Origin of the sequence: Providencia sp. M-27, assembly GCF_011077905.1 — a bacterium.
Classification (GTDB): Bacteria; Pseudomonadota; Gammaproteobacteria; order Enterobacterales; family Enterobacteriaceae; genus Providencia; species Providencia huaxiensis.
This window is the reverse complement of the sequence record NZ_JAALBT010000002.1, coordinates 280,216-300,073: the sequence shown is the minus strand read 5'-3', so window position 1 is coordinate 300,073 and position 19,858 is coordinate 280,216. Positions and strand designations below refer to the sequence as shown.

Here is a 19,858-nt window from a genome sequence, read left to right as displayed (position 1 = left end):
CCTTATATGCGGTGAATATCAGGATACAACGCGCGGATAGCGGCAGTATCAGGGAGAAGAGCGCGTTTAAACGTCACATTAAAATCAAATGAGGGGTTTTGTTCGTAGTCGCCATGATCATTCAAAAAGTAAGGACGGCGAATGCCAGTTGCACGTTGAACACCAATATTCTGCTTTCGCAACGCGGTAACAAAAGGCAGTGAATTGACGATCATTCTGACAATCGCGGTAATATCACCCGCAGTGTAATTGCCTAAATCGGTAATTAACGCCTGAACTTGGTACGTTTTTTCCGATAACTGGTTTTCTTGGTGATTGGCATTGTTGCCTTGGACATTGTAATGGCGACCTTGCCACCCGTGGCCATTTTCATTAATCGGGAAAAACATCACCATATTATCTTCACGACCTTGCTTGGTGGATTGAAAACCCGCTTTCACAGGGATATCAATACCGACTTCTGTTAGCTGCCGTAATAGCTGTTTGCGGATCGCAATATCAACGTCATTATCCGTCATAGGCCCCTACCTCGATGCAAATCACTGATTTCCAGCCGTCCTGCTCATACCAATCCGCGTCCCCCATCACATCGTATTTTTTACCATTAAAAACAAGGTAATCGGGAGACGTACCGCGCTGAATGCCTTTGATATCATGGGAGGTATAAAAACGGCGATAAACTTGGTTTGAATTAAAGCCCATTGATTGTGCATCTTGAGTATCGACCGCTTGCCAGCTCCCGCGAATATCCACCGGTTCATAATATTGGTTTTGGTCATGCCCTCGCTCATCGGGCGTTCGGCCTTTAAAACGAAACCACTGGGCTGTTTGCTGAGGAATATAGCGAGAAGCAATACTATGCAAATTACCGAACATTATTTATCCTCCACGACAAAATTGACGGCCTGTAACATCTGCCCTGTGTCGACTAAGGGCTTATCGGTGGATTTCCCTTTGCTGTGACGTCTCGCTCTGGCCTTTATCGTTGAATCATCCAAGGCAGGTGTGGTTACCGCTTTAATGGCCAGTTTCACATCCCCAGCCGCTTTTGCGCCGACTTGGGTTAGCCCATCGGTAACGGAAATATTGCCAGCGGCCGCCGCTTTGGCCACACGGAAAATTAACTGGCCATACTCTACTTTTTTATCGCTCATCGTTGGGCGAAAAAACGAACGGGGAGGAATGCCACCAGCGGGGTAACCTAATTCATGAATGGCGGCAATATAAGCAATGGGTGTGCCATCAGGGTATTTCGAGTGTTCAAAGAAACCCACTTTCAATTGTTTCTTGGCTAACTCATCATAGACTTTTTTCAACTGAGCTAATTTCGTCATTAACGTAACCGCCCCCCTCGCGTGAACCTGCCACCCACACCGCGAAAGGCGGAACGTTCACCGGCTCCACCAATATATTGCGGTACGCTACAACGCTTAATGAGTGCTAAGAACTGTTGGCCATACGTGGTCATTTTGAACCAGTGTGACCAATCAGAACCCGCAGGGGGCGCAGAGAATGACACGCTGACTTTATCGATAGTCACACTAGTCACAACACCGGTTGGGGATTCATCGTCCGCAATCCACTTTCGCAGTGATAGCATATGAGCAACAACCAACATCCACAGTTCGTTAGTGCAAACGCCGCGACAAGGCGAAAAATAGTTCAGGGCAGATTGAGCAATAATATAAATGTCATCATCACTCACACCATTAAATGATGGATAGAGCACACGAAATGACGTTAGGGGAAATGTGCTCGCCTCCATCATTATTTACCCTTTTTGTTATTTTTCGGAACTTCCTGTTTAGCCGCTTCCAAAGATTCCACGGTATCTGGTGCTGATTTATCGCTAGCCTCCATATTGGTAGCCACTTTTTCAGGATCTTCTTTGCGGTTTTCAACACTGATAAACCCGTTTTCTTTGTGTAACTGAAAAACGTGGTTATCTTTAAGCTGGGCGTATTGTTCGTCGCTGATTTCCGTAACGCGCCCACGCGGGGTATACATATGCTTGGTCATGATATTGGCTTGACCCGCAATAAACACTTTACCATCCGTGACCGAATAGTTTTGGTCATTGGATAGCGTGCAATAGACGTAGAGAGACATGGTTTGCTCCAAAAAAAAGCCCTCATTTGAGGGCGTAAAAAAGGAAGTGCTCAGGTTAGATGCCAGTGAGACGGGTAATGGCCCAAGGTCGGGTAACAAAGACACCCGCGGTTGCGTTGGTCGCATCCTCTAAATACCCTTTGATTTGCGCTTGTGAGCCTAGTAATTGGTACTTAACGGGCACCACTTGTAGAATGGTTGCACTGGTTGCGGTTGAACCATCATCGATGGTATCCGCGAACATATACGCCACATCCGCACCACCATTCGCCCCGACAAATTCAGGTGAGAACACAAAGCGCAGGTTTGGATAGTTCTCTTTCACCCATTGATACACCGTTTCACCACGCGCCACAGGGTTAGCGACATTTAGCGTTGAACGGTAGCCCAGCGGTAACGTCAATGTGATCGCGATATCGTCTTTGATAATCCCGCCTGAACTCATTTCAATGCGCGAGAACATATCGGTAATATCTTGGGTGATATCGGCAAACGTGCCGCCCTTCCATTTTTTCGATGCGGTTTCATAAGCCGGTAGATTCGGCTCATTCATCAAGCCAAATACACGGGTTTCAGGGCTATTAAACCCATAGTAACCAATCCGCTCACGTCCTTGTTCTAAAGATTCAGTCGCTGAATTACGTTTTTCCGCAGCGGCTTCAAACCCAGCTGCAGATTGGCGCGCTTCCTCTAACTTGCCGACTTGAAAACCTTGTTCAAAACGCACGATACCGCGGCGTTCTTGGTCTTGAATGTAAGACGCTAACGGCACATTGGTATGATCACCGTAAAGTTCAGCCTTACCGGTTGGTGTTGCCACGTTCAGAATGATTTCCTCATCGTGCCATTCACCCGCATTCAATACACCGGTGATTTCATCCAACACACGAACACGAGTTGCGGTGCGAATGAGACCAGGAAGAACGTGTTGCAACATTTCACGCTGAATTAACCCACCTTGCATGGCTGAGCCCGTGATCGCGGAGTCCATCGATGCCAAACCACCAAAACCAATTTGCTCAAGTTCGCGATACGTCCACTGTTGGTTAGGTTGGATATTAAGTTGACCATGCTTGCGAATATCGCGGCCGGACATATAAAACTTTTGCTTGCTAACTGGCATTATTCACCTTCCTTTACTGCCGCTGGGTATGGGATTTCCGTTAAGCGAATAACGCTCAAATGGGCTGATTCGCTGGATTCAACGTGACGACTAACAAAACCAATCACGCGGTCGCCAGCTGCAGGAGCGGACTTAGAAGAAAGCGAACCGTCGGTTTCGTCAAAGACAATTGGCGCATTGATTTTACCCACGCCCGCTTTAAGCTCGACATACACCTCACCCATCGTCAAAAACTCACCTTGGGTACCGTTGCGCGCATAGCCCACTTCAATACAGTAAGCCTTAGGGTTAATCATGATCCCCGCAAACGCCCCTTTACCGCCCACTTGCACAGACTCCACAGAATCATCTTTGTAGGTGTAAGCCCGACCGAAAATGTTTTTCTTCTCATCTTCTGAGCTGAGGATCGCCGCTACTGCTCGAATGGGTCCTGCATGACTGATTTCACCCACTACACCAGATGTTAAGCCATGCGCCACTGATTTAGGAATTGCCATTATTTCGCTCCCCATTTATCCATAATTGATTGATTGCTAACCGCAGAGTCCATCGTCACCGTGGCTTTTTGTGAATCCGGCACACGCCCTTGCATCCACGCATCGAGTGCAATGGCTTCATTACCCTTACCGCATTGGATACCGAGCTTATCAACGCCATACTCCGCTACTTGCTGCTTGGTCATGGCGGCATGGTCAAATACGCCAAGGAACGGGGTCAACTTATGAGCTAACGAATCACGCTCGCCGATTTGCTTTAGCAGTGCGCCTGTGTCCATGGTGGGCTTTGATGCTTCCAAACGCTTAATCTTGCGTTTTAAGGATGCAATCTCATCCATTGTGCCGATGCCATTTTTTAAGCGTTTAAGTCGGCGATTTAAGCTATCCGTGGTGGCTTGGTCGAGATGCTCCTTGGCTTCTTCGATAGCTTCAACGGCGGTTTCAATCGCCACCTCGGCAGCTTCTACAGCTTCTGGTGTACCGGTTGTTGCTTCCTCTGCTGCAACTTCAGCGGCTGCCACAGCCTCTTCCGCTTTTTGTTCTTCTTCGGGATTAGCATCAGTAGATTTCTTTTCTTCTTCCGGTTCTTCATCGGTTGAAGGCTTAGTTTGTGCAATCACCTCTGCAATAATGCTTTTCAGCGCAGTGACTTGCTCCGCTGTAAACGCACCTTCATCAGTGGTTTGCTTCTCTTTGTTTTCTTCTTCGTTCATGCGAATAAGTTCCTTTGTGTCGATAGTGATAACGAGGTGATCTTGCACAGCGACGTCAGGGCCAGTTCGCCCTTCATCCACTAATGCGAGGTGATTGCCACGTAAGTGACGTTGAATAACGTCATAGTGTTGGCCTTCATAAATGCCAGAGGTGAATTCATATTTACTGCGATAACCGGGTGAAAGGTCGATTTTTCCGCTGTCGATATTACTGAGCGCCACATCTGAAAAGATTTTGATATTGGCTCTAAGATATGGTGGGTCAAAATACACATTCTCACCAATTACCCCTTGGATGCCTTTTTTCTCCGCTGGGGTCGCGTGCTTGCCTAACATTTCATGTTCAATAATAAATGGGGTGAGTTTGAAAGAGTTGATGGTCTCTTCACTGGCCAGTTCTTCCGGAGGGCGCAATACGCGATAGATTTTATCGGGTACCGGCGCACCAATTTCAGCCCCCAAATAATCAAAAACCCCAACTTTAGAGATGGGGTTATCTGTCACTTCGAGCCAGCCGTTGTTGTCATAGGTTCGTTTTGTCATGTCTCCTCGCCGAAGTCGATTACAGGCGTCCAAAAACATTTGCAATTAGGTAATTGCCCCGGCAATCCGCGTTCACCCGTTCTTGGGTCAATGATGGGTGGGTTATCTAAATCAAAGACTTCACCGTCTAGCTGTAGATGCCACTCTCTAGGTTCAGCGCTGCCACCAGAGTGATGCCAAATAGCCTGACGAATTCCCGCTGATTTCATGCGCTCATAGTTCGCCGCAGTCGTAATTTTTCGCGTTTGGTCAACGGCGATAAAATTAGCTCGGCTCTCTGTCACGCTGCCAGTGTGCCTGATTTCATCTAATAAGGTTTTCGCACCCTCGCCCCCTTGAGAAATAGAGCGTAACGCTGCACTTTCGATACGTTGATGAAACTGGCTAGGGATGGATTTAATTAGGGAAATATTCTCTGCCGTGGCGGCAATCATTCGGTCTTTTAACGCGTCCGGCATGACAGGGGTTTTGATAGTAATACCGCCAGAAAGCTGTTTAAGGGAATCATCTAAATTACGTTGAGCGCCGATGTCCACTTGGGAAACAAACTTATCGGCCATGGCGCTAGACTGCGTATTAAAGATTTTATCCCACTTGCGTTTTAACCGATTGAGCCAAATCCGTGTTTGACTCGCAATGCTGGCATCCACCGTGGCGCCGTCAAAATCCTCCTTCAATTCACTAAATACGTTTTCATAGTCTTTAATCATTGAGCGGATTAACCGTGACATGTCACGTTGATAACGGCTAGATGGCGCTGCTGAATACTGCAGGGGTTTGCCCTTCAATACTGCTTGGCGGGAGGTTGCCCATCTCGCCTTTTTCGTTCGGACTCGTATTCGTCTCGACATAGTCACTCTCATTTACATCAATGCCGTAATAGCTCGACTTTTTATCTGCTGCGAGTTTTTTACGGATATCTAACCCATCAATCGCACCTGTAGCTGCTAGAGCCGAATCCGTTTGAGCCGATTTCAACTCAATATCGGCGCCCTCTGTCGCTGTTGGGCTATCGAGTGGCGCCCACGTCACCGATATTTCAGTCAGTGGTAGCTCTTCGCTACGCATCAACATGTCGTAGTGACGCTGCAAGAGTTCGTCTAGATCGTTCGACTGCACACTTTCCAGCTCTTCACGGTAGTTCGACTCTTCGTAATCACCCGTTGAGTTAAAGCCTTTTGGTGTAGTGCCCAGTAACTTAGTTGCAGGCACGTTTGCCGCCGCTGCGACTAGCTGGTATTGCGTCATAATGGTGGCGTCTAAATCCGCTAGCGAGGTATCAAACTGTTGTGCAACGTCCTCTTTCCCCATCACCTGCACGCCATAGTTATCGCGCATCTCCATAAAATAAAGCATGTTTTCCTGAATGGTGTTCTTATCTGCACCTTCAGGGTCTGCCATACCGATAGTCAATAACCGCTTGGTCATGGCCAGTTGTGGGGCTTCATTGGCTGTCCGTTCTGAAGCATAGACTCGCTCATAGATGCGCTCTGGTACCGAAACACCAAAGTAGTTATAAAGCGGCTTCAGCACATTAGGCACAGGGAACGGCACAAACTTAACAAAGTGCGATTTATGGTATTTACGACCACCAATCACATAATAAGTGGGGTCGTAAAAATCCATGCTAGCAGGGTCTTGGATATTGGAGTCGGTTAAATCAGGCGTTACCCATTGTGGGTCAATTTGCTTGATCCCCTTGTACATTCCTTTGGTCACGCCATCGAGATTAAACGGGTTTTCATACCACTCTTTCGGGTTTGAGGTTTCCACCACAAACAGTGCTAATCGACCACCATACACGCGACCGAAGTGAATCAACTCTTTCATGTGATGCTGTATACGGTACTTTTTATCGCGTTTACGTAGCTTTTTACTGATAGCGCTGTCATCGTCATTATCGCAATCAATATCATACCCTTGGCGAATGGCATCACGAGCAGGCATATTACAGGCCTTATCCACCAACCAATGTTTCGCAATGATGGCGCACATATTGTTGCCAATAAACATTTGTGAGGCATACCAAGCCGCCTGCGATTCCGGCACGCCATAGACTTGCTCGCCTTTAAATGAAGGAACGGAAGTATCAATACTGTCCATCCCCACGCCGTTAATCATCGGTTGCGGTAGAACTAGTCCGTTAAACCCATTCTCTTTTGCTAATGCAGGGTACAAATCTGTGGTAAATGCTGACCGCTTCGGCGGTGCAATCTGCTCTGCAATTTTTCGCCTTTTAAACGGCCACATAGAATTACCTCTTGGTTGTAAAGAAACCGCCTTTTTTCTTCTGGTATAAATCACGTAATGCCTGCGTCATCGCATCCACTGTGTCGTCATGTCCAGCGAATGGGAACGTGGTAATTTCCTCCACGGTTTCTACAATCCACGGGGCAATGTCTTTGTGTGGTAGCCACACGTTACCTGCCTCCCATTCAGCGGTACAGGCATGAGCACGTGCGATTTTACTGCCGTCAGGCTCAACGGGGATTAGTCCTGATACCGATGATTTAAGAGAGTCGATAACTGCAGGGCCATTGGCTTTGTCTTCCACCAGCTTACGGCGCCCTTCTGGGAATTTTTCCGCAAGCAGCTTCACAGCATCTTTAGTTTGAGTAAAGCTCATGCGTTTTCGGATTTGATAGAGCAAATAGGCATTGGCATCTTTCTTGCCCCAAACCTGCCCCACTACATAGTCGGTACCGTCGCTGTCTTTAAAGGTCATATCCCAACTATGAATAACTTTATCGAATTTTTCAGGTAGGTCTTTAGGTAAGTAATAGCGAACAAACTCTTCATGGAATATTTGACCATCACCCGGCTTCGGTGACTGCTGGTACATAGCAGACCAGAAGTAATCACCCAGTATTGCTTTGGTTTCCAACAGCTTATCGATGGGATGAAGTTCAGGTACCAACGCTTCCCCTTGCTCATTAATGGCAGGGAATGCGAGCACCTTGGTTTCAGGGGCTTTTTCTTTTAATTGGCCAGATAAATCATCGGTCGCCCACCGCGTGGCCATGATGATTTCGCCGCTGTTTTTTGATAAGCGAGTCTTAAAGGTCGAAACGTACCAGTTCCATATCGATTTTTTAACCGTTGGACTAAGCGCTTCTTTCGAGTTTTTTATCGGGTCATCAATAATCCCGAGGTCAACTTTCTTACCCGTTAGTGGACCACCCACACCCGCACACACATAGCTGCCTTTGTGATTGGCAATGCCGAACTCGTCAGAGTTACGCTTAACAGCGATGCAATTCTCAGGCTTATTGCCTAACCAGCTCTTAGGAAATAACACACGATATTCAGCCGACATCATAATTCGCTGAACATCGGTGTTCATATCGCCAGCTAAATCAGATGAATACGACAGCGCCCCAACTCGCATGTTAGGGTATTTTCCAAAGAAATAAGCAGGAAGATAGCGGGAAACAATATCAGACTTACCATGCTGTGGCGGTGCGCCTAATATTAATTTAGGGCGCTTCCCGTCCATCATATCAACCAAGAACTGGTCGAGCGCATCACACACTGTTTGAGAAAAATGGCTCGTGATGTATTCAGGATTTATATACTGAATGAACTCATGCAAACTGCGGCGCGCTATCTCCCTTTCGATCTCTTCATCAAACAAACTGAAATCGATATTCATAGCCACACCTAAAATGGAATAAATAGCCCTTTCACCTCAAAATGACAGTGAAATGGAAAATGAGTTTTTGATAACAAATTAGCAACAAATAAAAAGCCTAAATTCAGAAAGAAGATTTAGACTTTTATCGGTTTGAGGTGACATTTTAATTGAGTAGAAAAGTCGCAGGGCATGTAAGGACCATTATGTTAAATAAAGGCGATAAAGAAGAAATTATCTACTAATCTTTTTCACTTCATGAGGTAGTGCTTTTCTATCTATCCACTCTCCCCGTACATCAGCAATAAATGGCCTAAATCTATCACTATTAATATGCTGCAAAATGCTCTGAATGTGTTTACTTTTGATATCATGGCCTTTGGCTATATTAAGCCTCGGTCTATATAAAAATAAACGCACACCTGATTCAACAACACTATAATCCTTAGACAGCACAGAGCCAAAGCACAACATAGTCCCAAGAGAAAAATAGCCGGCGTATTTACGCACTCGCATTACGATATGAAAATCATAATCAACACCTTTAATTTCTAGAACTTGCGCATTAGTACCATCGAAATTGAAACCATAAATTCCGTTGTACTTATCGGTTTCATATGTATGCCACTCATACGTTATTTGGTCTATTTTTACCTTTTGCATATCCATGCTTCCATTTTTCCACATGGGTATGTTATATCACTTTTGGGCTTTTTCTCTCAATTGTATAAGCTGCTCAAAACTCAAATGACTTAAATCAATACCTGTTGATTGAATAGGCCCACCATCGGCGCCCGTTATCTCAGTCTTGTTCTTAACCATCCCTAAATGCTGTGCAACCATTTTCAGCGCATCGTCTTGATTACGAGTGATAACCTCGACACCAAACTTACCTTCTTTAACACCAGCAAACAAACGACGAGCGGCACCGGTTAAATCGCGTGTATCGTGAAAATGCGCACGACCAATACCAGCGCCATTACATCGAGGACAATCGGGATTAGGGTCTAATGTGTCATCGTAACCGTAGCCACCCACATCTTGCGGAGGTGGTTTACTTGCTGTCATGGCTTTTTTCACAGTATCATCATATTCAACCGCATCACGCCACTGATAATTGAAGCCAAAGCCCCAACAATGACGACAACATAATCGGCGATATTCAGTTAGTTCATTAACGTCTGCGGTCGCAATATCCCACCACATTTTTAATACTTCATCTTGGGTGATTTGAGTTCTGCGTTCCCTATCCGCTAATGCGTCTGTAATTGCACGATTGACCTTAGCATTTCTGTACATCCGACTGGCGCCAACATAAGCAGTATTACCTTCGCCATTTCCACCAGCTCGCTTATATGCGGCAGTTCTATTTAAGTCGACAAGATACTCATTGACGAATCTGAATTGCATATCGTTAAGCCCGTAGTTGCGCAGGTTAAACGCACTTTCATCATCGTGCGCACTATCTTGTTCACTACTCTGCGCAGTTGGTATATCACTATCGTGTATTGGCTCTTTTGCGCATTCTTTTTCGTGCGCAGTGCGCAATTTCTTTTGCGCAGTTTTTTGCGCAGATTGCGCGGCTGGCTTCTTAATATATCGTCGTGCAGTTGCGTAATTAAGTCCCTGGTCTTCACACCACTCTTTAGGGGATATTCCTGATATAGCATGTTCGGTGAGGAACTGTTGCTGTAGCGTCCCCCAATCCAGTTTAGCCATCGTCTTTATCTCCTTAGCCCATTAGAAAGTCTACTTGTAGGAATAAACTTTCTGATTAGCTATTTCCCTCAATAAAAAACCCGCACTTGGCGGGTCATTGTGAGTTCTTGTTATTTATTTAATGTCTAGCGGCATATCGCACATTGATTTAGGGATTTCCCTTTCACCATACTCTTCGGCTATTGCCATTATTTCTCTGTATGGTCTTGCGAATGGGCCAACTACAACAGTAATGTTCTGCCCCTCAGCTTCCTCTGGGGTTAGCTTCATTGTTTCTACTGTCATTACCAGTGCGACTTTCAATGCAGCGCCAGTCCAAGGTAAGTGCTTAATTAAATCGTCTGGCTCATTCATCACTTATACCTCATTTGTTGGGTTAATTAGCACTATTACATCATAAAAAAGGCCGCTGAGCGACCTATTCAGTAGATGCAACTTTTAGTGCATCGGTAATTTATTGATTTACAAACAAAGCGCAATTTTACGCCGCCAACCTATGCATTTCTTCTAGTAATGGCTGCTTGTGATTTTTATTGAACAGGCCTTTCAGCGCTTCTTTTCGTTGCTCAAAATCCCAACCCATCGAAATGAATACTGTATTAGCTCTTTGCAACTCAGTTATTGTATGGATTTGCTGGTGTGAAAGATAGTCACGAATTGGGTCGGTTTTGCCGATGTCATTATCTTTTCTGAATTTTGCAGACGACACGCCAAGAACAATGCGATTGATTAAGTCAGCCTCGTTACTAAAATGATAATGCGCTGGTTCTTTACCTTCTTGAATCTTGCTTTCTTTCACAGCATCGGCCATTGGTTTATATTCCATTCGAGCAATACTGCGCTCTATTTGAACTTTAGCCTCTCTCGCTGCTTTTTCACGGAACTGAATAAAACTATCAACTAATCTGACTTGACCATCTCGCGCCTTTTCCCCGCCAATGAATGGCATCACTATCAGAAATCCTCGCTCTGTTAGCTCATAGCATGGCAATTCTTTTTTCTGCTTAGTGATGTATGACGAGGGCTTGAAATCAAGCTCTCCTAAATGGCCACTATCAATTAGACTTCTAACATCCTGTAATACGTTCTTATGCTGCCTACCAAACTCACTAGCAATAATATCGGTTGTAACAACAGGCTGACCGTTAGCTTTTTTAATTAAATGTTTCATGGTTAGTTCCTTTTAGAGATAAACCTTGCGCTCAGGAGTAACCAGCCCAAAGAGGGTTAACCAAACCACTACTGGTTATCCTCAAGGCTTATCCTGAAAGGTTCTTTGGTGTGTTCGTGCCGAGCGTGGCACAGGGTGAAATGCGTAGTCGCTTACGGCTTACCCGTCAGCAAGATAGAGACCACCTCACTTAATTGCGAAGAAGCCATTAAAAAGCCCCTGATTTCTCAGAGGCTCATTATTCGCTTGCATATTTTGAATACGTTAACTATATTTAATATGATATTCATTTGTTCAACAGATGTGCTTAGCCTACCCTGTGTGGGCTTTTTTTATTTCATCACCTGTCGTTGTTGTTCAATTTCCCGTATTGCTTTCTTGGCTATCTCTAAATAGGCATCTTTAATCAACTCAGAGTAAGTCACTGTGAACACTCCGTTCTAATATAATCTTGCAGCCCTAATACCATTCGTGTTAATTTTACAATTCGCTCTCTGAGTAACCAATAATTTCGGATAGCGGAGTCAGTAGGTCTGGCGGAGATTGCATCATCCATGCCGGAGGGGGTAAGGCTTTCGGCTTTTTTACAACTGGCTTTGATGTACACCCGTTCAGGATTACGCTCAGCAGCAATACGCAGCTTATCAATTTCAATCTTTGCATTAGCTAATTCCTGAGTATGTTTAGTATCGAGTTGATGAAGGGATTGGATACGTTCTTGGTAATCTTCATTAATTTTGACTTGCTCTGTAAGCTCAACGAGTAGTTCGGCATTCTTGGTGTTTAGCTCACCTATCCTTTCGTGTTGTATCCACATTCCCCATATGGCTACCCATGCTGCGATAAATAACAATGCTCTAACTTTATTCATGCCGGTTACCATAGAGAAGATTAAAAATTAACTTGCCGACCTTTATAGTGATCGATAGCTTTCTGGCAGCGTTTTTCTAAACTGACCTTATCTATGCCGCATGTGTTATCTGTCATACGGTAAGCACCAAAAGCAATAATTGATATCGCGAGTAGCATAAAGCAAATTACAGCTACTATAGGTTTCCATGACATATAGCAGCCTCCGCTTCTCGACGGTTTACAAGTCCACGCCATACCTTACCACCAGCATAAACCCACTTTTTAAGCTCTTCACAAGCGCCATATTGATCACCCGCATTTAACTTTTTAAGCAGGGTGGACTTAGCGAACGCGCCAGTACCAACATTGAATGCAAATGAATACAGCGCGGCTTTTGTGTGTTCGTTGACAGGAACTTTAACCAGACGATCGACCTGCAGTTTAGTTCTCATAAAATCCAGTTCTAACAGCTCGTTGCATTCTTCTTTTGAATAAACTTTGTTGGGAACAATGTCCTTTCCCGTATGCCCATAGCAAACTGTTAAAACCCCACCCACATCTTCATACGGCTCATACCTAACACCTTCAAAATACGCAATCACCGTTAAAGCGATAGCCGAAGCCCCTGCACCAACAAGCACAGTTAATTTTTGTTTGAGTGACATTAGATATCCTTAGGTGCTTTCGCCATAAGTTCGGCGGCTTTTCGTGCAGTAGCTGAGGGGTTTTGTGGGTCAGTCTTGTTAACCAGATCTTCAAATAAACGAGTTCGCTTTCGCTGCTCTCGTCTGTTCATGAAGAAAGTCGCTAGACCTAGGATAATGCTAAATGCCATCCCGATAATGAAGCCCCATTCATAAAGCGATAAGCTCGCGAAAAATGCTGTAAGCCCAGCACTACCGTAGGCTGCGTTGCTATATTTATCCATACGCATAAATTCACCCCCTACGGAGTGCCCGAGTTAATTGAAAATTAGAAATTGGAGGTTTTACTTATCTCCGCTTTGGTTTGCTCAAATCTGTCGGCTTCTAGTTCAACACCTATAACTCGACGATTAAGTTTTAATGCTGCTTTTATTGTTGCACCTGAGCCCATAAAGAAATCGGCTACAACATCACCTTCACGGCTACTACTATTGATAATGTGTTCCATCATCGCTGAAGGTTTTTCGCAAGGGTGTTTGCCCGGGTAATATTGCACAGGCGGATATGTCCACACATCTGTATAAGGAACATCAACAGTAACCGAGAAAGTACGGCGTAACAGTTGATACTGCTCAGCAAGCTCTCTATATTCGCGGTTAAGTGTTACTTGAGTTTCTGCTAAATCTGAATGACTTCGATTTAACGGGTTTTCACTGTGTTTTTCACTTGCTACATGGTGAAATAATTCTTGTAGCTTTTGGTAATCAGACTCATTAGGCAATTGCCATTGGCTGTAGCTGAACCAATGAGACGCCATTTGCTTACCTGTTGCTTGCTTTATTTCTTTTGCTGTTATCCCTAACGATTCACGCGACTGCTTGAAATACTCAATCAAAGGCTTGAGCACATTTTCTTTTAGCTGCTTACATTGCTGTAAATAATCACTACTTTTACCTTTGTATGGACTTTGATAATGTTCAGCGAAAAGAATTCTTTCAGTACTTGGAAAGAAACTGCGTAGATCAGCTTTACATGCTCTACGCCACGGCCCTGACGGTTTTGCCCAGATGATATGATTCAGGACGTTAAAGCGTTCTCTCAATAACAACTCAGTATCTGCGGCGAGTTTTGAACCGCAGAACATATATAAGCTGCCATTGGGCTTCAGAACGCGCCAAAACTCCGCAAGCATTTCATCAAGCCATAATAGATAAGACGTGACATTTTCCCACTGATTATCCCAACTGCACGGCTTTACTTGAAAGTATGGCGGGTCAGTTGCGATTAAATCGATACAGTTGTCTGGAAGTGTTTTTATGTAGCTGAGTGAGTCATCATTAACTAAATTGACACTGTTTAAATTCACAGTATTTTTCATAGATCAGGGAAACCTTTTTTGATAAGCTTCACCATGCTTTGTGCACATAAGCGGTGGGCTTTAGTTTGTCCGTGATCTCGCGGAACGGGCGAATGACTGTAAGAGTGCTACCAACACTTTTACAGTCGCCCATTTTCACAGATTTAGATATTTTGATATGTTTTTTCTTTGACGTTTTCTTTGATAAGTCCAGCCATTGAAAGCTGTGTCAGTATTAACTGACAACAAGAATTTGTTAGTTCAGTAAATTGAGAAACTTCACCGACTGTCGCAGGTTCACCTGTAACCGCATTTAAAACAAGCTTTGCCTCTTCTGTCATACCGTTATGTTTTAACATGATATTTTATACCTTTGGTCGTTTATTGGTCGTGAATACACATGTAACTCTGAACAAAGGTGACAGCAAGCTTTACTTGCTTTTAAAAGCAAAAAACCCAGCGCATTGGCTGGGTTAGTTGGTGAAGTTACTAAAATGGCAACTTACCTTAAAATAGTGGCTCATTAGTTCAAAGAAGTCAACACGTTTTTGCTATTTCGCTTCAATATTGCCTCTTTTTCTCTATTTTTAAATGCATCCACCAGCGGTTGGTACAATAAATATTCAGCTGCCTTTAATATTTCCTCCACCTCTCGTCGACAAGTAGACATTGAAGGTTTTCTCTCCCTTAGCATTCCATTTCTACGTGCCATAATTCTTGGTTCACTATTTTCATGATAGAGGCGCGCTATTGCCCTATCTGATGCACAATACGCATACCGACTAAGTAACATATCAAATGCCTTAACATCTATATGGTAAATACTGTCAACAACTCTCTGAATAAGCAAACCATCATCATCACTGCATGTGGGCCTATCGGGATAATCACGCCTTTCTACCCTCTCCATGAATTGAGCGATCATACTAGTTTGACGTTTATCAATTCGGCCACTGTGAACCCATGTACCAAATCGAGTTAACCAATTTTGTAACCATGCCTCACGCTCTTTGTCTAACACCAATCCATCAGAAATGTTTTTTATACTCGACATGCGCGCAGCTCCATTACTTCTCTTTTGGTTTGTTCTAATAACTCGATTTCGGTACCGTGAATTTCTTGCCATGTTTTAGGGGCCGCATGAAAACCAGTATCGTAACTAGGCCGGTGATGAGGTGGACATAAAGGTAAAACATCTTTATGGCTAGCTCGCTGCGCCATCCCCTGCCCCGTTCTTACATGATGAATTTCCGCTGGTGATGGCCCATACCCCATATTTCGACAGCAAATACAGCCGAGTTCCGCTACATCTGATAGCCACTGTTTATCTTCTTTGGTCTTTGATTTTTTGGTCATTGGTCTTGCCTCTAGGTAAAATCTAATAACTGGCCAGCTGCATTTTCAGCGGCTTGTTGCGTGGGAAAATTGCGGAATAGAATGAAATTCCAAAGCACATCGAGTGTGGCTTTGTAGAGTTCGCCAAAGGCTAGGTCATCCATTTTGGCAAAGCTAATTGATTTAGCGACACGGCGTAGGCTACCATCTGGCATTTCAAAGGTTTCATAGTGGCCAGATTGCTCTACCACCCAATAGCGAAAAGCATCAAAGGATTTGGTCGCTGAAATATTGTGAGCGCGTTTCTGTGCTATCTCATTTAGGTAAACATCTGCGGCTGACTGGAGGGCATCATCATTATCGGTGTAATAAGCGAGGAATTTGACGTAACCACGCACCAACTCTTTTTCTTCAGGCGAAATAGTACCGCCGGTTGGTTCCCAGTATTCATACCCTAGATTGAGTAAAGCGAAGTATTTACGGTGAAAACGTGGGTTACGAGCTTTCTTGAAATCAGCCGAAAGCACATCACCACACTTGATTTTGGAATGCAAAAAATCTCTCGCAGCGGGATTAGCCGGTACAAGAGTATCATTAGACATTTTTATAAAACTATGCTGTGCCATACGTTTCTCTCAGTAGACACAGCAAGTGTTAAGATTGGGTGTTCAGACCAATAAGTAAATTATATAACAAGCATGGTTATATAACCAGTTTCAATTCATGCCAGCCTTGTGTAGTCCAACATTCAGAACTACCATTGAGGCAACACTCAGCCACCGGTAGTTGTTCATTGCACTTTTTACAGCACCTTTTATTTAGTTCTGTAATTAATGATATGACTGAACGGTCATCAATTCTAATCAACATTGAGAGATATTCAGCGATATCATAAGGCTCTCTTCCTGGTCTACGTAATGCGCAATTTCTTTGAAGCATTTCTATCTCTTGCTCATCAAGAAATAACTCTATTTTGGTAACACCTGATTCCTTTTGACGCTTACGCTGTTCGGCTTTGCGTTCTGCCGCTGTTTTTGCCATTGGTCTTGCCTCTTCATATCAACTCGGTTAATGCACTGAGCAATAACGCTCAATAGATAACTCATCTACTCTAGCGCCACCTAGATTTGCCCAAAATGCTATTGTTGAAAGTACATCTTTTTCGCTTGTTGCCACAAAAAGAGTTATGAAAGATGTTTGGTTCCATAAACCACTTGCTTTATAAACCGATTTTTTCATTTTAACTCCAACTAACTACATCTAATAACCTTATGACTAAACGGCCTTATATCCGCTGTAAAGCTTGTAGTTATATGATGGGAACGATTTTATTTTTTCCAAGTGTGTGCGTTTCATACCTTCATCACCTCACGCCAATGATTTAACCTATCTCTAAAAAATTCCCGATGTACCTCAGGTGCTTTTTCAATTTCAACCAGTATTCGTTCCCTATGAATTTTTCGATTTTTCAGTTGCCGAATTAGCCGGCTAGCGAATAAATCAAGTTGCTCCATTTCGCGATACTTTTCTGACCATAAAGCACGGTTATGCGGTAATCCATCAGGTAAATATTTACCCGACATAATCACCTCTGCTTTTGCGGCTTCGGCTCTGGTTGATAAGGTGCCTTGGTTCTTGCCCTTGCTGCAGAATTAAAGCGTTCAATGTGGCACGGAGAATGGTCTAAACCATCATCGGGCAATATGGGATGATTGCTCCGGACGAGTGACTCGCCGGTGATTGGGTCTTTAATTGTCATTGGTCTGCCTCTGTATTAATGGTCACGGCTTGGTCTAGCCTTATTAACGACTTAAAATGCTTCTGTAGCTTGTGTTACTTTTTGTGAGTAATTACGCTTACTTTCTTGGCCTTTCATTGACAGCCTTTCCGCTTCGCTTTGGCTAATATTTTTAATGTACGAATTAACCAGTTGCCCGTGGGCTGTGCCAGTATTCCCATCACGATTTAAGCGAAGAATAATTTCCATTAACGATTTATCTGCATTGTTGTTATAAACCGCATCACGGTATAAGCCTATCCATACATCACAATCTTGCTCAATTTGCCCTGTATCTCGACTATCTGCAGGTGTTGGTCGTTTATCTGCTCGTTCTTCCAATTTACGGTTAAGCTGGGTAAGTAACAGAACTACACAATCCATTTCCTTGGCTAAGTTTTTTAAACCCGTTGTAATGTCACCGTAGGCAATATCTCGGCGTTCTGCAGGAGCTGCTTTGATTAATGTCAGGTAATCCACTGCAATGAGCCCAATTTTTTCTTTAACCCTTTTTACCTTTCGACACTCAGCAATAATATGGTGCAAATCAACACCAGGAGTGCTATCGATATACATATTGGATTCTGCAATTTCTTCAGCTCTTGCTAATGCTCGAGCCATTTCCATATCATCATGCGCACCGGTATAGAATATATCTGCTGAAACACCACCCTCTTGAGCTATCATGCGCTCAATGATCCCTCGGTCAGTCATTTCAAGGCTGAATAACAATGTAGGTAATCTGTGATTTAAAGCAAAATGAGTCGCTACACGGTTGTAGAACGCGGTTTTGCCCATTTTAGGTCTAGCACCTACGACAATTAGAGATCCTCTTAGTGCTTGCTTGGGAGCCATTAAGTCATCAAGTGATTCGATACCTAAAGTAAAACCAGCGGCATTCGTCGGATCATCAAAACGCCTTTCAACTTCCTCAACCCAGTCTCCTACTACATCACGAGCTGGTCTAAGCCCCTTACTCTTACCTGTTTTAGCATGCTCAATGATGCTTGATACCACCTGCTGGACATTGGCCAGTTTATGATTTACTTCAAGGCCATCATTGGCCATCAACATTTCGACGCAAGTGTTGAGATTGTTAATCGCATAACGCTGTATAGCCTTGTCACGGATGATCCGTGCATAATTCACTATGTTTGCTGCTGTTGGTAACATACAAAGCTCAGCGACATAGGCGAAACCGCCAACTTTGTCTAAATCACCATTTGCTGTTAGCGCATCGCTCACTGTAATTACATCAGTAGGCTGGTTATTTTTGATTAGCCTTACGATTTCCGAAAAAATTCGGTTGTGCGCCCATTGATAAAATGACTCGGGTTTTATCAGAGAAATAACTCGCTGACGCTTATCTTCGTCAGTGCTAATCATAAGGCCACCTAGCACAGCTTGCTCAGCCTCGGCGCTATTCGGTGGAGCAAAGATATTATTTGTCATTAGCACGTTCCTCCTTGACTGCAACGTAGCAACGCTCAGTAATCAGGTAATCCAAATTCTTACGGCGCCATGTTCCACCACGTCCGTTGTCTCGATCTTCCATCATCCACCGACAGTGGCTCCCAATGTACGATAAATAATTTACCCAGCGTTCCTGATTAAATTTAAATTTAATCCAGAAGCTTTTCAGTTTTCGCTTACGCTCATCAGTCAGAACTTTGACAGCTGGCATATCTGGTAAAATTTCGTGATATGAATCGATGATTTTTTCATAATTCAATTTAATTTTTGACGATGGTTTGTTGTCGTCAGGTTCACCTGACGTACTATCAATAATCTCTGTAGTAGTCTCTGTAGTAATCTCTGTATTTGTCTCACGTTTAGAAGTGGGGGCTATCACTTCTGTATGTGGGGGCTGTCCCGTTTCAACGTACCCCCTATCACGTTTAGAAGTGAGACCTGTCACAGAAACAGACTCTATTTTTGTTTGATTATTAATCAATGGGATAGAGTTTGTTATTTCATGAATACATTCAACAACAGGCTCAATAAATACTACATTGTTGCACGGTCCACTTACTGTATTAATCGTACGAAATTCGAGTGTAATAACACCTTTTGCTTTCAACCGTTTTATCGCCTCAGTGACTTCCCGTTTTGTAAAGCCAAATTGATCCGCAAATGATTGATAGCTACGTTGCAACTTATCGCTTTGAAACCGCTTGCGCCACCCTTGAAGTTCGCCAGTAAACTCATCTCGAATTTCCGCTGGCCGATACCAGTAAATAATTTCTGAAAGCAATATGATCCCAATATTATCAGGCTTGCCACTTGGCATTTTGATGTGATGCCACCAGTTCGCGGGGATTACATTACCCGTTATGTTCATTCGCCCTATTTGATTAACGGTTTCTGTCATCAATGAATTATTCACT

29 protein-coding genes are annotated in these 19,858 nt (G+C 43.9%); all 29 read right to left on the bottom strand.

What is annotated here, in order from left to right; genetic code table 11:
- Positions 1 to 2 precede the first annotated feature (2 nt).
- Positions 3 to 518 (bottom strand): phage gateway protein, encoded by a 516-nt coding sequence (locus G6Q48_RS04755; protein WP_105881051.1) that lies wholly within the window; start codon positions 516 to 518, stop codon positions 3 to 5.
- Positions 508 to 876: a phage collar protein gene (locus G6Q48_RS04750; RefSeq protein WP_166264728.1), complete on the bottom strand. Its 369-nt coding sequence runs from the start codon at positions 874 to 876 to the stop codon at positions 508 to 510. Before G6Q48_RS04750 ends, G6Q48_RS04755 begins: the two co-directional genes overlap by 11 nt.
- On the bottom strand, positions 876 to 1,334 hold the full coding sequence (locus tag G6Q48_RS04745; RefSeq protein WP_166264727.1) for a hypothetical protein: 459 nt from the start codon (positions 1,332 to 1,334) through the stop codon (positions 876 to 878). Before G6Q48_RS04745 ends, G6Q48_RS04750 begins: the two co-directional genes overlap by 1 nt.
- Positions 1,334 to 1,765, bottom strand: coding sequence for a DUF4054 domain-containing protein (locus G6Q48_RS04740; protein ID WP_080972721.1), 432 nt, complete (start codon positions 1,763 to 1,765; stop codon positions 1,334 to 1,336). The genes G6Q48_RS04745 and G6Q48_RS04740 overlap by 1 nt, the downstream gene beginning before the upstream one ends.
- Positions 1,766 to 1,767: 2 nt before the next feature.
- Positions 1,768 to 2,109 carry a hypothetical protein gene (locus tag G6Q48_RS04735; RefSeq protein ID WP_166264726.1) on the bottom strand — a complete coding sequence of 114 codons (342 nt, stop codon included), beginning with the start codon at positions 2,107 to 2,109 and terminating at the stop codon, positions 1,768 to 1,770.
- Positions 2,110 to 2,164: 55 nt separating this feature from the next.
- Positions 2,165 to 3,232: a major capsid family protein gene (locus tag G6Q48_RS04730; RefSeq protein WP_110732054.1), complete on the bottom strand. Its 1,068-nt coding sequence runs from the start codon at positions 3,230 to 3,232 to the stop codon at positions 2,165 to 2,167.
- A complete protein-coding gene (locus tag G6Q48_RS04725) occupies positions 3,232 to 3,729 on the bottom strand; it encodes a structural cement protein Gp24 (RefSeq protein ID WP_166265015.1) in 498 nt (165 codons plus the stop codon). Before G6Q48_RS04725 ends, G6Q48_RS04730 begins: the two co-directional genes overlap by 1 nt.
- Positions 3,729 to 4,985: a DUF2213 domain-containing protein gene (locus G6Q48_RS04720; protein WP_166264725.1), complete on the bottom strand. Its 1,257-nt coding sequence runs from the start codon at positions 4,983 to 4,985 to the stop codon at positions 3,729 to 3,731. Before G6Q48_RS04720 ends, G6Q48_RS04725 begins: the two co-directional genes overlap by 1 nt.
- The gene (locus G6Q48_RS22755; RefSeq protein ID WP_166265012.1) at positions 4,982 to 5,695 is read right to left on the bottom strand and encodes a phage head morphogenesis protein; all 714 of its coding nucleotides are present in this window, start codon (positions 5,693 to 5,695) and stop codon (positions 4,982 to 4,984) included. Before G6Q48_RS22755 ends, G6Q48_RS04720 begins: the two co-directional genes overlap by 4 nt.
- A 37-nt stretch (positions 5,696 to 5,732) precedes the next feature.
- Positions 5,733 to 7,235: a phage portal protein gene (locus G6Q48_RS04710; RefSeq protein ID WP_166264724.1), complete on the bottom strand. Its 1,503-nt coding sequence runs from the start codon at positions 7,233 to 7,235 to the stop codon at positions 5,733 to 5,735.
- 4 nt (positions 7,236 to 7,239) lie between these two features.
- Positions 7,240 to 8,637: a phage terminase large subunit gene (gene terL / locus G6Q48_RS04705; protein WP_166264722.1), complete on the bottom strand. Its 1,398-nt coding sequence runs from the start codon at positions 8,635 to 8,637 to the stop codon at positions 7,240 to 7,242.
- Between the two features lie 213 nt (positions 8,638 to 8,850).
- Positions 8,851 to 9,285: a hypothetical protein gene (locus G6Q48_RS22750; RefSeq protein WP_166264720.1), complete on the bottom strand. Its 435-nt coding sequence runs from the start codon at positions 9,283 to 9,285 to the stop codon at positions 8,851 to 8,853.
- 30 nt (positions 9,286 to 9,315) lie between these two features.
- Positions 9,316 to 10,335, bottom strand: coding sequence for a terminase small subunit (locus G6Q48_RS04695; protein WP_166264718.1), 1,020 nt, complete (start codon positions 10,333 to 10,335; stop codon positions 9,316 to 9,318).
- A 114-nt stretch (positions 10,336 to 10,449) separates the two neighbouring features.
- Positions 10,450 to 10,689, bottom strand: coding sequence for a hypothetical protein (locus G6Q48_RS04690; protein ID WP_105881062.1), 240 nt, complete (start codon positions 10,687 to 10,689; stop codon positions 10,450 to 10,452).
- Between the two features lie 127 nt (positions 10,690 to 10,816).
- Positions 10,817 to 11,506, bottom strand: coding sequence for a Rha family transcriptional regulator (locus G6Q48_RS04685; protein ID WP_166264716.1), 690 nt, complete (start codon positions 11,504 to 11,506; stop codon positions 10,817 to 10,819).
- A 421-nt stretch (positions 11,507 to 11,927) separates the two neighbouring features.
- Positions 11,928 to 12,377 (bottom strand): lysis protein, encoded by a 450-nt coding sequence (locus tag G6Q48_RS04680; RefSeq protein ID WP_226537931.1) that lies wholly within the window; start codon positions 12,375 to 12,377, stop codon positions 11,928 to 11,930.
- A 20-nt stretch (positions 12,378 to 12,397) separates the two neighbouring features.
- A complete protein-coding gene (locus tag G6Q48_RS04675; protein WP_165568276.1) occupies positions 12,398 to 12,571 on the bottom strand; it encodes a hypothetical protein in 174 nt (57 codons plus the stop codon).
- Positions 12,553 to 13,023, bottom strand: coding sequence for a lysozyme (locus G6Q48_RS04670; RefSeq protein WP_131680599.1), 471 nt, complete (start codon positions 13,021 to 13,023; stop codon positions 12,553 to 12,555). The genes G6Q48_RS04675 and G6Q48_RS04670 overlap by 19 nt, the downstream gene beginning before the upstream one ends.
- Positions 13,023 to 13,292 carry an HP1 family phage holin gene (locus tag G6Q48_RS04665; protein ID WP_004912034.1) on the bottom strand — a complete coding sequence of 90 codons (270 nt, stop codon included), beginning with the start codon at positions 13,290 to 13,292 and terminating at the stop codon, positions 13,023 to 13,025. The genes G6Q48_RS04670 and G6Q48_RS04665 overlap by 1 nt, the downstream gene beginning before the upstream one ends.
- Positions 13,293 to 13,330: 38 nt before the next feature.
- Positions 13,331 to 14,380, bottom strand: a complete 1,050-nt coding sequence (locus G6Q48_RS04660; RefSeq protein ID WP_004912038.1) for a DNA-methyltransferase — start codon at positions 14,378 to 14,380, stop codon at positions 13,331 to 13,333.
- A 143-nt stretch (positions 14,381 to 14,523) separates the two neighbouring features.
- Entirely contained in the window at positions 14,524 to 14,718 is a 195-nt protein-coding gene (locus G6Q48_RS04655) for a TrmB family transcriptional regulator (protein ID WP_166264714.1), read from the bottom strand.
- A 164-nt stretch (positions 14,719 to 14,882) separates the two neighbouring features.
- Complete coding sequence (locus G6Q48_RS04650) at positions 14,883 to 15,413, bottom strand: antiterminator Q family protein (RefSeq protein ID WP_166264712.1); 531 nt, start codon at positions 15,411 to 15,413, stop codon at positions 14,883 to 14,885.
- Complete coding sequence (locus G6Q48_RS04645; RefSeq protein ID WP_166264710.1) at positions 15,401 to 15,715, bottom strand: Ref family recombination enhancement nuclease; 315 nt, start codon at positions 15,713 to 15,715, stop codon at positions 15,401 to 15,403. Before G6Q48_RS04645 ends, G6Q48_RS04650 begins: the two co-directional genes overlap by 13 nt.
- A gap of 11 nt (positions 15,716 to 15,726) precedes the next feature.
- The gene (locus tag G6Q48_RS04640; protein ID WP_166264708.1) at positions 15,727 to 16,320 is read right to left on the bottom strand and encodes a DUF1367 family protein; all 594 of its coding nucleotides are present in this window, start codon (positions 16,318 to 16,320) and stop codon (positions 15,727 to 15,729) included.
- A 76-nt stretch (positions 16,321 to 16,396) separates the two neighbouring features.
- Positions 16,397 to 16,735 (bottom strand): hypothetical protein, encoded by a 339-nt coding sequence (locus tag G6Q48_RS04635; protein ID WP_166264706.1) that lies wholly within the window; start codon positions 16,733 to 16,735, stop codon positions 16,397 to 16,399.
- A 27-nt stretch (positions 16,736 to 16,762) separates the two neighbouring features.
- Complete coding sequence (locus tag G6Q48_RS04630; protein WP_165119672.1) at positions 16,763 to 16,933, bottom strand: hypothetical protein; 171 nt, start codon at positions 16,931 to 16,933, stop codon at positions 16,763 to 16,765.
- Between the two features lie 113 nt (positions 16,934 to 17,046).
- Positions 17,047 to 17,277: a hypothetical protein gene (locus G6Q48_RS04625; protein WP_166264704.1), complete on the bottom strand. Its 231-nt coding sequence runs from the start codon at positions 17,275 to 17,277 to the stop codon at positions 17,047 to 17,049.
- A gap of 227 nt (positions 17,278 to 17,504) precedes the next feature.
- The gene (locus tag G6Q48_RS04620; RefSeq protein ID WP_166264702.1) at positions 17,505 to 18,923 is read right to left on the bottom strand and encodes a replicative DNA helicase; all 1,419 of its coding nucleotides are present in this window, start codon (positions 18,921 to 18,923) and stop codon (positions 17,505 to 17,507) included.
- Complete coding sequence (locus G6Q48_RS04615; protein WP_166264700.1) at positions 18,913 to 19,857, bottom strand: hypothetical protein; 945 nt, start codon at positions 19,855 to 19,857, stop codon at positions 18,913 to 18,915. Before G6Q48_RS04615 ends, G6Q48_RS04620 begins: the two co-directional genes overlap by 11 nt.
- Between the last annotated feature and the right edge of the window lies 1 nt (position 19,858).